The organism is bacterium (assembly GCA_035371905.1).
In the GTDB taxonomy this organism is placed as follows: Bacteria; Ratteibacteria; UBA8468; order B48-G9; family JAFGKM01; genus JAMWDI01.
Map to the genome: position 1 here is coordinate 1 of DAORXQ010000032.1, position 16,010 is coordinate 16,010.

The following is a 16,010-nucleotide window of genomic DNA, read 5'->3' on the forward strand; positions in this document are numbered from 1 at the left end:
ATCATAAAAAGCATAACTTGATTTTGTCTCAATTTCTGTAAACTTTTTCCAAATACCATCACCTCTAAAATCTACTTCTAATATAAACTTTTTTCTACTCCTTTCTTTATGAGAAATATGAAGACATTTTTTTTCAAATCCATAAATTAAAAATGGCTCTGAAAATTCTCCTTCATTTACCTTCTTATCCCACCATGGACCACCCCATCCAGCGGGCTTACCCCCAAATTGCCATAAATCATCTGTTTTACCAAACCATAAATTTGCCTGTGGCTGTCCCACAAAAGGATTATCATCATTTATAGGAGTTGCCTGATTTCCACCAAGGACTAAAAAACCATTCCATGAACAGAAATCAGGAATAATTCTTAAATGTCTACATATAGGAATTACACCCCAAACTTTATTAGCATATGTCATAACAGGTAATTCATAAAACATACCTCCAGCATCCATTAACCATCTTTCTGATTCAACTTCTCTAATTCTTGGCCATTCTGTAGTCCATGCGTGGTCCTGTGTATGTGTTGCTCTTGGCAATCTATATAAAACCCAGTCAGTTTGAGGTAAATAAACGTAAAAAAGTATAGATGCTTTATCATGACCGACAGCAAAGATACTTCTACCTAAATTACCTCTACACCTTCCTGCAAGAGTATTAAACTGTGTTCTCTCTATAATTCTCCAGTTTTTTCCATCCCATTCCGCTAATCTTCCGTCACTGTATCCTCTTTCAAAATCTTCGTAGTAATAACTATTATTTACTACCACAACTCTACCATGGTCACAGTAAATATCCTTGAAATGTGGTCTACCTTCAATTTCAAGGATTTTATTTAAGTCAAACAAAAAATTCACTTTGAGAGTATAAACATCCCCTTCAAACAATTCCCCTTCCATACCAAGAAAATAAACTTTTCTTTCAGGTTCATATAAATGTCTTGAAACACCTGCAAGTCGTATATCTACAAGTTCTTCAAAAGTAGAAACCTTACCATCTATATCAATTGTGTGAGGACCTATTATTAATTTATTTGATTCATGATGTATCATTCTGTTAGCATATGTTCCAACTCTGCTTTCAGGATGTTTAAAAAGATTAAAATCATCGTCAATGTAAAATAATCCTGTACCATCTCCTGTATTTTTTTTATGAGAGACATATGTAATAAACCATAATTTATCAGCCCACGGCATTAAAGCACCAATACCTGTTTCTGTCCTTGCGGGTAAATGTTTTGCTTTTACTGCAAGATTTGGAAAGACACCATTAACATTAATTTTCCCCATTTCTATTCCTCAAAATCCCTCAAAACAAGAGTAACATTATGTCCACCAAAACCAAAAGAATTTGATATTGCAATTTTAACTTTTTCTTCTCTTGCTTTATTTGGAACATAGTCAAGGTCACACTCAGGATCTGGATATTCATAATTAATGGTCGGAGGTATTATACCTGTATTTATAGTAAGACAGGTTGATACAAATTCTACTGCTCCTGCTGCACCAAGAAGATGCCCAATCATTGATTTTATTGAACTTACTGAAATTTTATATGCTCTTTCTTTAAATAATTTTTTAATTGCAAATGTTTCACTTTTATCATTTAAAGGAGTGCTTGTTCCATGAGCATTTATATAATCAACATCTTCTGGATTGATTTTTGCATCTTCAAGAGCATATTTCATTGAAAGATAGGCACCAAAACCTTCTGCATCAGGAGCGGTTATATGATATGCGTCACAACTCATTCCGGCACCTATAAACTCACAGTAAATTTTACTTCCTCTTTTTTTAGCATGTTCCAGTGATTCAAGAACAACTACTCCTGCTCCTTCACCCATTACAAATCCATCTCTTTCCCTATCAAATGGCCTTGACGCTTTCTGTGGCTGGTCATTTCTTCTTGAAAGTGCTTTCATTGAGCAAAAACCAGCAAGTCCAAGGGGTGTAATACAGGATTCAGTTCCACCTGCAATTATTACATCACATATTCCTGCCCTTATTAAATTCAGAGAAATTGCAAGAGCATGAGCACCTGAAGCACAGGCACTTACGGTACAGAAATTCACTCCTTTAAAACCATAAAGAATTGCTATGTGTCCTGATGCAATATCAGGAATTAACATTGGAATGAGAAAAGGAGAAACCCTGTCAGGACCACTTTCAAGTAAAATCTTATGCTGCTGTTCTATTACTCTCAAGCCACCTATTCCAGCACCTACTATAACTCCAACTTTTTCTTTTTCTTCGTCTGTAAATTCAATTCCACTATCTTTAATTGCTTCATCTGTTGCTTTAATGGCAAATTGAACAAAAGTATCCATCTTTCTTTTTTCTTTTGGATGAATATTTTCAAGAGTGAAGTTCTTAACTTCTGCACCTATTTTTGTATCATAAGAAGAAACGTCAAAAGCAGTAATTTTATCAACCCCTGAAACACCATTTATGAGATTTTCCCATGTTGTTTTAGTATCGTTTCCAACAGGTGTAACAAGACCAACTCCGGTTACCACTACTCTTTTCATTGCGCCTTCTTTTTCTCTATATAATCAATTGCATCCTTTACTGTTTTTATTTTTTCTGCATCTTCATCTGGAATTTCAAGTCCAAATTTTTCTTCAAAATCCATAACAAGTTCAACTGTATCAAGAGAGTCAGTACCAAGGTCTTCTACAAATGCTGCTTCTTCTGTAACCTCTGAAGGGTTAACTCCTAATTTTTCAACTATGATTTCCTTTATTGTTTTTGCTATTTCTTCTCTACTCATATTCTCCTCCTTTCTTTTAAGTTTATTTAATTATTTTTTTCAATTTTTTTAATCCTATTACATTACAAGTCCACCGTCTATTCTGAAAACCTGGCCTGTAATATAATCTGACTTTTCAGACGCCAGAAAATATACAAGTTCTGCAACTTCTTCAGGTCTACCAAATCTTCCAAGAGGTATCAGTTTTAACATTTCTTCCTTTACTTTATCCGGTAAATTTTCGGTCATTTTTGTCATTATATATCCGGGAGCAACCGCGTTAACATTTATACCTGCCCTTGCAAATTCTTTTGCACATGTTTTCGTCAAAGCAATAAGTCCACCTTTTGAAGAAGAATAATTTGCCTGTCCAATATTTCCAATTTCTCCTATTATTGATGCTATATTAACTATTTTACCACTCTTTTGTTTATACATGATTTGACCTATTATTTTACTACATAAAAAAGCGCCTTTCAAGTTCACATTTAAAACATCATCCCAGTCCTTTTCACTCATTCTAAAAATAAGTTTATCTTTTGTAATACCAGCATTATTTATAAGAACATCCACTCTACTCCACTTATTAATAATTTCTTTACTTCCCTGTTCAACTTCCTGCTCCTTTGTGATATCTATTTTTTTTGAAATTGTTTCTATCCCTTTTTCATTTAAAGACCTTTCAAACTCTTCATCTATAAAAATATCCCACAGTACAAGTTTTGCTTTATCATGTCCAAACTTGCTTATAAGTGATTTCCCAATTCCACCGAAGGCTCCTGTTATTAAAATAACTTTATCCTTAAACATTTTTTCCTCCTTCTAAAAAAGAACTAAAAACTTTAAGACCTTCTGGATTTTCAATATTAAAAGAGGGAATACCCGGGACAATCACCTCTATTAATTTTTTTAAAACATTTTTAGGCCCTATTTCCACAAAACATTCAATCCCATCCTTAACCATATTTTCAATTATTTCAACCCATCTTACAGGACTGTAAAGTTGCTTCAATAAGCCATTTTTTATTTCTTCTTTATCAATTGTTTTTTCACTTGAAAAATTCAGGTATATTGGAACTTTAGAGTTTTTAAAATTTATTTTATCTATTTCTTTTTCCAATATTTCAGAAGCTTCCACCATATATTTTGTATGAAATGGACCACTGACTTTTAAAAAAACCGCTTTTATTCTTTTCTCCTTCAGATATTTTTCCAGTTTCTCAAGTTCATCTTTTTTCCCTCCAACAATAATTTGGGTATAAGAATTTATATTGGAAATTTCAATGTCATTAAAATTCTTAATAATCCCTTTTACATCGTTTAAAGAAAGACCCAAAATTGCAAGCAATGAACCATTTACCTTTTGTGAAATTTCATCCATTATTTCTGCTCTCTTTTTAACAAGATAAAAACCTTCTTCAATGGAAAAAACCTCTCCTGCACACAAAGCAGTATACTCACCTAAACTATGTCCTGCTAAATAAGAAGGAATTATTCCTGCTTTATCTTTAAAATATCTCCAGCAAACCAAACTGATACCAAAAACAGATGGTTGACAGAATAAAGTTCTTGTCAAATCTTCAATTGGACCATTAAATATTTTTTCTATAAGAGGCAAATTTGTTATTCTTTCTCCAATTTTAAGTATTTCTTCATATTTATTATTTTCTTCCAGAATTTCTTTTCCCATTCCAATATATTGAGATGCCTGTCCTGGAAAAACCACCCCTATTTTCATTTTATCCACCTTATTAAATTGGCTGCCCATGTAAGACCTGCTCCAAAAGCAACAGTAACTACAAGATCTCCTTTTTTTATTTTCCCCTTTTTTGATGCCTCATCAAGAGCAATAGGAACACAGGCAGCAGACATATTTCCGTATTTTTCAATATTAATAAAAAATTTTTCAATTGGAATATCAAGATTTTTAGCAACTCCTGCTATAATCCTCAAATTTGCCTGATGAGGTATAACAATTGAGATATCTTCCTTTTTCAAATTATTTCTTTCCAGAACTTTTATCACTGATTCACTCATGGAATAAATAGCAATTTTAAAGAGTGTAGAACCTTCCATTTTCATAAAATTTTCTCTTTTTTCAATAGTTTTAAAACTTGAAGGATTTAAAGAACCACCTCCTGGTGTAAACAAAAGATTTTCATAACTACCATTTGAAGAAAGATATGAATCAATTATCCCCTCTTCTTCTGTTTCACTTAAAATTGCCGCTCCTGCTCCATCACCGAGTAAAACACATGTACTTCTATCTGTATAATCAGTAAGCCGGCTCATACATTCAGATGCAATGACCAATCCCTTTTTATAACCAGACCCAATTATTAAACTTTTTGCTATTTCTATTCCATATATAAAACCTGAACATGCTGCCTGAAAATCAAAAGAAGGGATATTTTCAAGTCCAAGTTTTTTCTGAACTATACACGCTGTTGATGGAAAATACATATCCGGTGTTATTGTAGCACAGATAATAAACTCAATCTCTTCTTTTTTTATTTCAGCATCCTCTATCGCTCTTAAAGATGCTTCCAGTGCCAGATCTGATGAAGCATAACCTTTAGGACAGATTCTTCTTTCTCTAATCCCTGTTCTTGAAATTATCCATTCATCACTTGTATCAACCATCATTTCCATATCTTTATTTGTCAATTTCAATTCTGGTAAATACGAACCCGTCCCGATTATTCCGATTCCCATTTTAACTCCTTCATCTCTTCAAGTAATTTTGAATTAATAATTTTTTCTCCAAGTTTAATTGCACTGTAAATTGCTCTTGGAGAACTCCTTCCATGACTTATTATCACATTCCCATTAACTCCAAGCAAAATTCCTCCTCCATACTCTGCGTAGTCTGCTTTTCTTGCAAAACTTTTTAAATTTTTACTTATTAATAAAGTTCCTATTTTCCCCTGTATATTTTTCATTATCTCTTTCATAAGCATGGTTCTAAAAGACCTTGTTATTCCTTCAGATGTTTTCAAGACAATATTCCCTGTAAAACCATCTGTTATAATCACATCCGCTTTCCCCGAAAATATTTCATGTCCTTCTATATTTCCTATAAAATTAATTTTATCACTCTCTTTTAACATTTTATACGCCTGTTTTCTTAAATCATCTCCTTTTGTTTCTTCTTCTCCAACATTTAAAAGTGCAACTTTTGGATTATTTATATTAAATACATTTTTTGAATAAAGAGACCCCATTATACCAGATTGAAATAGATGTAAAGGTTTTGGACTTATGTTTGCACCCGCATCCATAAAAATAGTAACACCTCCCGTAATATTAGGAAACAATACAGCAATTGATGGTCTTTCAATTCCCTTTATCATACCAAGTTCTGAAATAGCGAGTGAAACAAAAGCAGCGGTATTCCCTGCACTGAGTGAAATATCAACTTTCCTTTCTTTTTGCATCTGTATCGCCACTTTCATACTTGTATTTCTTTTTAAAAGAGTTGAAGTAACTTTTTCATCCATTGCAACAAAGTCCTGACAGTCAATAATTTCAACTATATCAATACTACTTTTTAAAACCTGCCTTATTTTTTCTTCTTTTCCTATTAAATAAATTTTTAATTTATCATCTTTTATAAACTCACAATTTTTGGCAGGTGAAATAGGTGCATTATCTCCACCCATCGCATCAAGAGCTATTCTTATCTGTCTCATTTGGAAGTTTCTACTTTAATAACTTGAACTCCTTTATAATACCCACAGACATTACAGACAAAATGAGGAAGTTTTACAGCCCCACAATTAGGACATTTAGTTAATGGAACACTTCTTACTTTTTTACTATTTCTTCTTTTCCCTGTTCTACTTTTTGAGTGTTTTCTTTTCGGATTCGGCATTTTTAACCTCCTTGAATTTTTTTCTCAATGCAATTTCAACATTTTTCGGAACAAAACAGGAAATATTCCCATTTAATTTAGCAATTTCTTTTACTATTGAAGAACTTATATAAAAATATTCCTCTCTGGGCATTAAAAATATTGTTTCAACATTTCTATTCAATTTTCTATTAATTAAAACCATTTGAAATTCATAATCAAAATCACTGATAGCCCTCAACCCTCTTATAATTATATTGATATTTCTTTCTTTTAAATAATCAACAAGAAGCCCGTCAAAACTTTCCACTTTCACTGATTTATTACTTTTAAAAACTCCTTTAATTAATTCAACTCTTTCATCAACTGAAAAAAGAAAATTTTTTCTTTGAAATCCACTAACAGCAATAATAACTTTATCAACAATCTTTAAACTTCTTTCAACAACATCTATATGACCATAAGTTATTGGGTCAAAAGTCCCGGGATAAACACCTATTTTTTTCATTTAATTCTCCTGAAATAGGTTAAACATGATTTCCCATATTTTCTTTTTTTTATAATTTCATAACCTTCAATAACAGGCATTTCTCTTTTAAATTGATGTTCAATTACCATAATCCCGTTTTTTTTCAGTATATTCAATTCAAGTATTTTCTGCATAATCCTTTCAAGTTTTGAAATTGGAAATTCGTATGGGGGATCCCCAATAATTAAGTCATATTTCATATTTTGGAGTTTTTCTATTTCATACTCACAATCCCCTTTTATAACCTCGCATTTTTTTTCAATACCTAAACTTTCTATATTTTCTTTTATCACTTTTATTCCTCTTTTGTCCTTTTCAATAAAAATAATTTTTTTTGCTCCGTTGCTTATTGCTTCAATTCCAAGTATTCCACTTCCTGCAAACATTTCAAGAACTTTTTTGTTAACAATCCATCCTCTTAAAGTATCAAAAATTGCTTCTCTAACGATATCCTTTGTTGGCCTTATTTCTTTATCTTTTATAAATTTTAATTTTCTTCCTTTATAAAGCCCACTTATAACTCTCATAATTTAAGTCTGGAGGAACTTCTTTTAACCCAGTCAATAACTATTGCAGAGGCAATAAATATAGAAGAATATGTCCCAAATATAAATCCAATTAAAAGACAGAAAGAAAATGTATGTAATGTTTCTCCTCCAAAAAAGAAAATAGAAAGAACTACAAAAAGAGTAGTTAATACAGTTAAAATAGTTCTGCTTAATGTCTCATTTATACTTTTATTAAAAATTCCTATATAATCAGTACTTCTGGTCTTCCTTAAATTTTCTCTGATTCTATCAAATATCACAACTGTATCATTTACTGAATAACCTACAATTGTTAGTAAGGCGGCTATAACCATACCGTCTATCTGTTTTCCACTTAAAGATAAAATTGAAAGTACTATTAAAATATCATGGAATATTGCTATTGTTGCACCAACAGCAAATTTAAATTCAAATCTTATGGTCAGATATATTAATATTCCAATAAGTCCTATAAAAAATGCTTTTAATGATTTTTTTCTTAAACTCACACTCATTGAAGGAGATACAATGGATTTCCCTTTTATTATGAAATCTTCACCAAATTTTTCTTTCAATTTTTCTATAACCATATCAGAAGTATTCTGGGGTAATCTAATAATAAAATTTTTATCCTCTGTTCCCAGTTCCTGAACAGTAAAAGAACCAACATTAGTGTCTGCAATAGTTTTTCTTAAATTTACAACATCCATTTTTTGATTAAATTCAATATTTATCAGATCTCCACCAACAAAATCAACACCAAAATTTTTCTCACCTCGTATAATCATATAGACAATCCCGGTAATTATTATTAAAGATGAAAAAATATAGAAATATTTTCTTTTTCCCAAAAAATCAAAATTTGTGTTTTTTATAATTTCCATTTTATATCCTCAACTTTTCTATTTTTCTATTTATTATAACCCAGTCAACTATCACTTTTGTTACATAAACAGCAGTAAATAAATTTGCTATTATACCTATACTCAAAGTTAAACCAAAACCCTTTATCCCGCCTTCTACAAAAAGAAAAAGAACAAGCCCGGTTATCAGAGTTGTTATATTTGAATCAATTATTGCACTCCATGCTCTATGGTATCCTGCATCTACACTTGCCTTGGGAGATTTTCCTGCTCTCAATTCTTCCCTTATTCTCTCAAAAATCAAAACATTTGCATCAACTGCCATACCACATGTTAAAGCAATACCAGCAATACCCGGCAAAGTCAAAACCCCTTTTATACCAGCCATTATTCCAAGTAAAATTAAAATATTCAAAGCAAGGGCAAAATCAGCCAGAAGACCAAAGTGAAGATAATAAAACATCATAAATACTACGACAATTATTGCCCCATAAAGGGACGCTCTAAAACCCTTCTGTATATATTCCTTTCCAAGAGTAGGCCCAACTACTTCCTGATAAATAACATTTAACTTTGCCGGTAAAGCACCTGACCTTAAAACAATTGCAAGTTCCCTTGCCTCTTCCATATTAAATTTACCTGTTATAACTGCTTTACCTTCTGGTATCCTTTCTCTTATTTGAGGAGCACTTTTTATAACCCCATCAAGTACAATAGCAAGTCGTTTTCCAACATTTTTGGCTGTTACTTCTTCAAAAATTTTAGCACCTTCTTTATCAAGAACTAAATTTACATCTGGAAAACCAGTTCTATCATATCCAACATAAGCATCTACTATATATTTACCTGTTAATTCAGGTTCTTTCTTCAAAAGCAATGGTTGCGTCTCTCTATAAATCCCTCTTTCATCCTTTTCTTTTAAATAAAGTAATTCATATCCATCTGGAACATTTCCCTGCAATGCCTGTTTAAAAAGATTTTCATCATCTATAACAAGTTTAAACTCAAGAAGTGCTGTCTTACCAATGATCTCTATTGCTTTTTCCGGGTCTTTAACACCGGGTAAATCAACTATTATTCTATATGTTCCTTCTTTCTGAATTACCGGCTCTGTTACTCCAAGAGCGTCAATCCTATTTCTTATAATTTCAAGTGCTCTTTCAGTTAAATCAGAAAGAGATTTTTCTTCAATTTTTTCTTTTTCTACTTCAAGAACAACATGAATTCCACCTTGCAAATCAAGACCCTTTTTCAATTTTTTTTCAGGTGGATAAAACAGATAAAAACAAAAACCTATCACTGCCAAAATAATAACAAACTTAATATAAAATTGTGTTTTCATCTGTATACCTCTTTTGGTTCAAAAATTTTTTCTTTAACAATTTTAAATTCGCCATCTTCATATTTTCTAAAAAAACATGTATAATATCCTTCGTGACACGCACCACCTTTTTGTTCCACTTTAAAAAGAAGTGTATCTCCATCGCAATCAATATAAATTTCTTTCACATATTGAAAATTGCCTGATTCTTCACCTTTCAACCATAATTTTTTCCTGCTTCTACTGTAAAAGTGCATTTTTCCTGTTTTTAAAGTCATTTCAATTGCTTCTTTATTCATCCATGCAACCATCAAAATATTTCCATTTAAATCCTGAACTACACTTACAATTAATCCCTGTTCATTAAACTTCACTACATTCAAAATCTTTTCCATTTTATTTAAAAATTTTATAATATTTTTAAAAACAATACAAAAAAATGAGAAATAAGAATACCATAAAGAAAAAATTATGGCAAATTTTATTAAAAATTCCCATCGGAGAAACAGTAAGTTATTCAGAAATAAGTAAGAAAATCAATATGCCTAAAAAAACAAGATATATTTCAACTCTGTTAAAAGAAAATCCCTATCCAGTTTCAATCCCCTGTCATAGAGTAATTTACAAAAATGGGAAATCTGGAAAATATATATTTGGTGAGGAGTTTAAAAAATACATAATTGAATGGGAAAAGTTATTTAAATAATTCTTCTATACACTTTACTGTCTCATCTACAAGTTCCTTTCCTCCTTCAGGACTAACTACACATGAAGGAGCAATCGCTCCGTAACTGCCTCCCTTTACTGCTCTTTCAGTCGGAAGATATGTTCCTCCTCCTACAAGTTGAACAATAAATGTCTGAATTGCTTTACTTCTTGCTTTAATTCTCATTCCATAATCAAGATAACACTCAAAAGGATTTGTAGCAAAAACAATACCACCAATTCTTAAAATGTGGATATCAATCTCAACTTTTGGTTCTGATTTCTGAATTTCATATCTATCTTTAACACTTAAATACCACTGCGCTCTCCGATAGTTTTTTGTAATTTCTATATACCATCTTTTTTCTTTTTTTCTGTCTGGATTTTCATCCAGTTCTTTTTTCAATCTTTCATATTCTTTATAATATTTTTCTGCTTCATTCAGGGACCCATTTAAAACATCCTCAGTAATCATGTATCTTGAAACTTTAATTCTTCTGTAAATATATGAAAAATCAGGATTATAGTTAATATCTTTTTCAATAAGAGGAATAATATTTTCAATACCGTTAGCAATTCGCAAAGCAATTTCTTCCCTATGAGTTTTTTGTGATAAATCCCACATTCTCTGTTCACTCTTTTTATTTATAAGGATATGCGGGGATTGGTCTCCTGCTGCACTGCACTGAGATAGAATACAAATGTTTTCTCCAAATCTTTTTCTTAATTCTTTTCTTGTCTCATGCCAGAAATCAGCACTTATTAAAAATTCATTCTCACTGACCTGCGAAGGACAGGCAATATTCACAACGAGACCTGTTAAATTTTTATCTTTGTCATAGGTTGCCATTAAATTTATTGAATGGTCTTCATATCCTTCAACATGACTGAAATCAGGTACATCTGTTCTTCCGTACATTTGAGAATGCCCATCATAATATGAAATCCTTCTGTTATGTCCAACAACTGCAAATCCCAAGCCATAAGCAATTCCACCTTCTTTTCTGTTTTCCCATGCAATTTTCACACCTTCTTTTATTTTTTCAGAAGCAAATTTTATAAAATCATTCGGACTCATCACAGGTAAATCTATTCCATAACATTTAGACAAATCGCTCCTATCCCTACCTCTAAAAATATCACCTCCGGGTTCAGGTGCTGTATGAGTATGGGTAGCATTTATTATAATTTTTGTTTCATCTATATCCGACAAAATTTTTTTTATTTCTTCTACAACTACTTTTTTAAATTCATACGGAATTGCAACTAAATCACAACTTATCATAATAACACATTCTGAACTTTCTTTTTCTTTAATTGACTCAAGAATTAGTACAGTTGCGGTTATTGGGTCTTTTATCCCTTCTGAAATTCTTGCATGAAACTGTCCGCAGAGACATACAGGTTGTTCAGGAGTTATATCAACCTCTTTCCATCCAATAAATAATTTTCCCATTCTATTCTCCTTTTTCTATTTTAAAACTTCTTCAACTTTATTCATCCATTTTACAGATCCTTTTTCCTTAACATCGTCAATTACTTTTTTTATTGCTATGGCAACAAGTTCTGCCACTTTTTCATCATTTGGAGCCCTTAATGGTTCTGTCATTCCAAAATGTGTATCACAATGTTTTTGTGCTTCAGGATAATCTTCAGGAATATATCTCATTTCTTTACCATAAAACTGGCAACTCCAAGGACAACCTTTTCCATAAGCATTTTTCGCCTGAAAAACAGTCATTGCTGGTAGTATAAAGCTCTGCCATATACCACATTTAACCCCTTCCAATTGAATTGCTTTCAAAACATAATCTCTGAATTTCCTGACATCCTTTTTAATTCCGAAATACTCCATATCCAATCTTATTGTATAATTATACCAGTTATGCTCACAGTTTTCGGGAACATATGGAAGAATTAAACCCTCTACTTCACTTAATAATCTATTCAAAACATCAGCATTTTTTTTCTGAACTTCAAGATACCAGTCAAGTTTTTTTAATTGTGCTCTACCAAAAGCAGCGGTTAAATCATTATTTCTGTACATCCAACCAAGAGCATATGCATGATAATCTCTGTTTTCAAATGGTCTTCTTGTCTCTCCAAAACTCCACAACATTTTAGCCCTTTCATATATCTCACTGTCATCTGTTACAAACATTCCACCCTCTCCTGAACACAAACATTTATTTTGATTGAAACTGAAAGCAGTACAATCTCCAAAACTTCCAACTTTTTTACCTTTATATTTTGCACCATGTGCTTGACATGCATCTTCAATAACTTTTAAATTGTATTTTTTTGCTATTTTTATAACTTTATCCATTTCTACAGGTAATCCGTGAAGATGAACGACTATAATTCCTTTTGTTTTTTCTGTAATTTTTTCTTCAATTTTATTAACATCTATATTCATAGTCATAAAATCAATATCCACGAATACAGGAATACAATTGTGATGTAAAACACAGGTCGCAGAAGAACTCCATGAATATGCTGGAACTATTACTTCATCTCCACAACCAAGTTCGCATCCAGCAATTCCCATATGTAAAGCAGCAGTTCCACTATTGGTAGTTATTGCAAACTTATTTCCATTCCATTCCGCAAATTCCTTTTCAAATTCTTTGCAATTAGGTCCAAAACTGTGAATTTCTCCTTTTAATGAAGATAAAACATAATTAATATCAGATTCGTCTATAGGAGGCCACTTCTTTATCATCCCTTCAGGTATAAGTTTTTCTCCTCCAAAAATTGCAAGTTTTTCACTCATTTTCTTCCTCCATAATTGATTTTAAAAAATTAAGTCCTTTTTCCATTGCCACATCAGGTTCATAGTCATTCTCTTCATATTCAAGATTTATATATCCATCGTAATTAAAACTTTTCATGACTTTTATAAGTTTTCTGTAGTCAATTATTCCCTCTCCTACAAGTGCTGGCTTATATTTTTTTCCATCAAGTCCTGACAATTTTCCATCTTCAGAAATTATCCAGTCCTTAAAATGAGTGTGTATTATGTACTTTTGATTATTTATAAATGCTTCTTCAGGTTTTTCCCCTCCAATTATTACATTTCCAGAATCAAAAGTTACTCTCAAATCAGGTATTTCCTTTATTGCAAAATTTATATCATCAGAAACTAAAAAAGGTCCATTTATATCAGGGAAATGCTCAACCGTAATTTTTATCTTAAATTTTTCACTTTCCTTAATAACTTCTTTTAATCCTTCAATTACATTTCTCCTTGATTCTTCTCTTGAAAACTCCTTTTTCCCTCTGAGAGGCAACATTATTTTATCTGTTCCAAGTATTGCTGCAATTTCAAATCCTTTCTTTATCTCTTCTATACCTTTATCTCTTAATTTTTTTTCTTTAAAGTTAATATCTACAAAAAAAGTATAACAAACAGTTTTAAGTCCAAAATCATCCATTATTTTTCTTACCTCTTCAGGTTTATTCTCGTAAGTTGTTACCCAATCAATTCCATCAAGTCCAAGATTTTTTGTAAATTCACACAATTTTTTTATACTGAAATCATGTTTCCAGTCCCCTCTATACATTGTATAACTCATCATACTGATTTTCATTTACCCTCCCTTTATAATCTTACAATGTACAATAATTATATTACACTTTACAAAAACAAAAAAATGTTTTAAACTTAACGAGGGGAAAAATGGCAACAATATATAAAGATAGAATTGAAGGACTTTATTGTAAATGTACAAAGGGGGATATAGCAATTTTTAAAATTCTTGAAGATAAAATCAAATGTATTTACTGTGGAAATGAAATAAAATGCAATCCTCCAGTTGATTTTATCTGGAAAGAAAAATGTCATCACTGTGATGAAAAAAATTCTACTTTTATTATTGACTCCACAGGTATAAAATATTGCTCAAGATGTGGCAACTCTAAATAAGTTTTCTTATAATTAAAAATCCCCCAAAAAGAATAAGAAAGACACTGAAAAAAGAGGAAATATATTTTAAATATTTTTCACTGATTAATTTTTTACTTTTAAATATAAAATACGAAACAAATGAATACCATAAAAAGTCAGAGAAAATATGTCCGGTAAAAAATAAAAAAATTCCTTTAAAACCATAGGGAAATGCAAAAGAGAGATAAACAAGACCTATTGTAATCCACCAGATTGTCCAGTATGGATTGCTTAAACTTACAAAAATACCTTCAAAAATAAGAGAATAATTACTTTTATAAGAAATATTTATATTTTGTTCAATTTTTATTTTTTGAGAAGAAAAAAATGATAAAAATCCTGTATAGATTAAAAAAGAGCCACCAAAAATACTTAAATATAGTTGAATCATCTCCTTTTTCAAAAAATTACCAAATCCAAAAATCAATAATAATACCATTAAAAGTTCAAGTAAAGAATGACCGATAATAATTAACGGACCCGCTTTAAAATCTCTTTTTATTGTTTCTTCAATAGTAACAGCAAGTAATGGACCTGGACTTATAGCCCCTGAAAATCCAATTAAAAAGGATGTAAAGAAAATTAAATATAATGGCATTTTTATAAGTTTTCAAGTTCATATATTAAAATAGCAATACTTACAACACTTGCAGTTTCAACTTTTAAAATTCTCCTTCCAAGAGAAACAGTAAAATATCCATATCCTCTTGCAATTTCAATTTCTTCTTCATCAAAACCACCTTCAGGTCCAATGAAAACATTAATTTTCTTATTTTTTATATCTATACCTTTAATTTTCTCAATAATACTTTTTATTGTCACTTCTTTTTCTCCTTCCCAGAAAATAATACCTAAATCTTTTTCCTCTTTAATACATTCTTCAAACTTATTAGGTTTTTCAATTTCAGGAATAAAAGTCCTACCTGAAACTTTTGATGACTCTTCTGCAATTTTTAACCACCTTTTAATTTTATTCTCTATTTTTTCTTTGGGAATTTTTACAACTGTCCTTTTATTTATTACAGGGACTATTCTTTTTACTCCAAGTTGAGTTACTTCTCTTACAATAAATTCAAACTTATCTCCTTTTGGTAAACATTGGAAAAGTTGTAAATTAAAGAGAAGTTCCGGATTATAGATTTCTTTTTCTTCAATAATTTTACCGATTATTTCGTCTCTTTTCATTTCTTTAATTTCAATTTCATATTCTCTCCCGCTTCCATCAAATCCAATAAACCTATCTCCTGTCTCAAATCTTAAAACATTTTTTAAATAATGATATGTACCACCTTTTATCAGAAAATTACATTTAATTTTTACACAATCTTCTCCAATATATATTCTCCTCATTTCAGAAATCTCTCTGAAACATATTTAAAAATTTCTCCTGACGGTTGATAAAACTTTAAATCCGCTATATTTTCAAAATAACTTTTTTCTGTATTTATTTCAACTATTTTTGCTCCATTTTTTTTTGCTATATAGGGTAAGTCAGAAGCAGGCTTTACAAATCCTGA

Annotated in this window: 20 protein-coding genes; 2 read left to right on the forward strand and 18 right to left on the reverse strand. The window is 30.8% G+C overall.

What is annotated here, in order from left to right:
* The 13 genes from PKV21_04890 to hisI form a co-directional block, all read right to left on the reverse strand.
* Positions 1-1,290: hypothetical protein (locus PKV21_04890; protein ID HOM26825.1), on the reverse strand; the 1,290-nt coding region annotated here is incomplete at its 3' end.
* 2 nt (positions 1,291-1,292) lie between these two features.
* Positions 1,293-2,528 carry a beta-ketoacyl-ACP synthase II gene (gene fabF, locus PKV21_04895; protein ID HOM26826.1) on the reverse strand — a complete coding sequence of 412 codons (1,236 nt, stop codon included), beginning with the start codon at positions 2,526-2,528 and terminating at the stop codon, positions 1,293-1,295.
* Positions 2,525-2,770: an acyl carrier protein gene (locus tag PKV21_04900; GenBank protein ID HOM26827.1), complete on the reverse strand. Its 246-nt coding sequence runs from the start codon at positions 2,768-2,770 to the stop codon at positions 2,525-2,527. The genes fabF and PKV21_04900 overlap by 4 nt, the downstream gene beginning before the upstream one ends.
* Before the next feature lie 57 nt (positions 2,771-2,827).
* A complete protein-coding gene (fabG, locus tag PKV21_04905; GenBank protein ID HOM26828.1) occupies positions 2,828-3,559 on the reverse strand; it encodes a 3-oxoacyl-[acyl-carrier-protein] reductase in 732 nt (243 codons plus the stop codon).
* The gene (gene fabD / locus PKV21_04910) at positions 3,552-4,487 is read right to left on the reverse strand and encodes an ACP S-malonyltransferase (GenBank protein ID HOM26829.1); all 936 of its coding nucleotides are present in this window, start codon (positions 4,485-4,487) and stop codon (positions 3,552-3,554) included. The genes fabG and fabD overlap by 8 nt, the downstream gene beginning before the upstream one ends.
* Entirely contained in the window at positions 4,484-5,464 is a 981-nt protein-coding gene (locus PKV21_04915) for a beta-ketoacyl-ACP synthase III (protein HOM26830.1), read from the reverse strand. Before PKV21_04915 ends, fabD begins: the two co-directional genes overlap by 4 nt.
* A complete protein-coding gene (gene plsX / locus PKV21_04920; protein ID HOM26831.1) occupies positions 5,449-6,441 on the reverse strand; it encodes a phosphate acyltransferase PlsX in 993 nt (330 codons plus the stop codon). Before plsX ends, PKV21_04915 begins: the two co-directional genes overlap by 16 nt.
* A complete protein-coding gene (rpmF, locus tag PKV21_04925; protein HOM26832.1) occupies positions 6,438-6,623 on the reverse strand; it encodes a 50S ribosomal protein L32 in 186 nt (61 codons plus the stop codon). Before rpmF ends, plsX begins: the two co-directional genes overlap by 4 nt.
* Positions 6,589-7,110 carry a pantetheine-phosphate adenylyltransferase gene (coaD, locus tag PKV21_04930; GenBank protein ID HOM26833.1) on the reverse strand — a complete coding sequence of 174 codons (522 nt, stop codon included), beginning with the start codon at positions 7,108-7,110 and terminating at the stop codon, positions 6,589-6,591. The genes rpmF and coaD overlap by 35 nt, the downstream gene beginning before the upstream one ends.
* Entirely contained in the window at positions 7,107-7,658 is a 552-nt protein-coding gene (gene rsmD, locus PKV21_04935; protein HOM26834.1) for a 16S rRNA (guanine(966)-N(2))-methyltransferase RsmD, read from the reverse strand. The genes coaD and rsmD overlap by 4 nt, the downstream gene beginning before the upstream one ends.
* Positions 7,655-8,542 carry a protein translocase subunit SecF gene (secF, locus tag PKV21_04940; protein HOM26835.1) on the reverse strand — a complete coding sequence of 296 codons (888 nt, stop codon included), beginning with the start codon at positions 8,540-8,542 and terminating at the stop codon, positions 7,655-7,657. Before secF ends, rsmD begins: the two co-directional genes overlap by 4 nt.
* Before the next feature lies 1 nt (position 8,543).
* Positions 8,544-9,863: a protein translocase subunit SecD gene (gene secD, locus PKV21_04945; GenBank protein HOM26836.1), complete on the reverse strand. Its 1,320-nt coding sequence runs from the start codon at positions 9,861-9,863 to the stop codon at positions 8,544-8,546.
* Positions 9,860-10,237 carry a phosphoribosyl-AMP cyclohydrolase gene (gene hisI, locus PKV21_04950; protein HOM26837.1) on the reverse strand — a complete coding sequence of 126 codons (378 nt, stop codon included), beginning with the start codon at positions 10,235-10,237 and terminating at the stop codon, positions 9,860-9,862. The genes secD and hisI overlap by 4 nt, the downstream gene beginning before the upstream one ends.
* A gap of 44 nt (positions 10,238-10,281) precedes the next feature.
* Here hisI and PKV21_04955 point away from each other — a divergent pair, with 44 nt between their 5' ends.
* The gene (locus tag PKV21_04955) at positions 10,282-10,548 is read left to right on the forward strand and encodes an MGMT family protein (GenBank protein HOM26838.1); all 267 of its coding nucleotides are present in this window, start codon (positions 10,282-10,284) and stop codon (positions 10,546-10,548) included.
* On the opposite strand, the gene PKV21_04960 is transcribed toward PKV21_04955, so the two are convergent.
* The 3 genes from PKV21_04960 to PKV21_04970 are packed head-to-tail and all read right to left on the reverse strand — an operon-like array spanning position 10,537 to position 14,137.
* Positions 10,537-12,003 (reverse strand): hypothetical protein, encoded by a 1,467-nt coding sequence (locus tag PKV21_04960; GenBank protein HOM26839.1) that lies wholly within the window; start codon positions 12,001-12,003, stop codon positions 10,537-10,539. The two genes, PKV21_04955 and PKV21_04960, sit on opposite strands and share 12 nt — an antisense overlap.
* Before the next feature lie 15 nt (positions 12,004-12,018).
* Positions 12,019-13,320: a DegT/DnrJ/EryC1/StrS family aminotransferase gene (locus PKV21_04965; protein HOM26840.1), complete on the reverse strand. Its 1,302-nt coding sequence runs from the start codon at positions 13,318-13,320 to the stop codon at positions 12,019-12,021.
* Complete coding sequence (locus PKV21_04970) at positions 13,313-14,137, reverse strand: sugar phosphate isomerase/epimerase family protein (GenBank protein ID HOM26841.1); 825 nt, start codon at positions 14,135-14,137, stop codon at positions 13,313-13,315. Before PKV21_04970 ends, PKV21_04965 begins: the two co-directional genes overlap by 8 nt.
* A gap of 89 nt (positions 14,138-14,226) precedes the next feature.
* Between PKV21_04970 and PKV21_04975 the strand changes: the two genes are divergently transcribed.
* Positions 14,227-14,472, forward strand: coding sequence for a hypothetical protein (locus PKV21_04975; protein ID HOM26842.1), 246 nt, complete (start codon positions 14,227-14,229; stop codon positions 14,470-14,472).
* On the opposite strand, the gene PKV21_04980 is transcribed toward PKV21_04975, so the two are convergent.
* Positions 14,465-15,091 (reverse strand): LysE family transporter, encoded by a 627-nt coding sequence (locus tag PKV21_04980; protein HOM26843.1) that lies wholly within the window; start codon positions 15,089-15,091, stop codon positions 14,465-14,467. The genes PKV21_04975 and PKV21_04980 overlap by 8 nt on opposite strands.
* A gap of 2 nt (positions 15,092-15,093) precedes the next feature.
* Entirely contained in the window at positions 15,094-15,843 is a 750-nt protein-coding gene (locus PKV21_04985) for an RsmE family RNA methyltransferase (protein ID HOM26844.1), read from the reverse strand.
* Between the last annotated feature and the right edge of the window lie 167 nt (positions 15,844-16,010).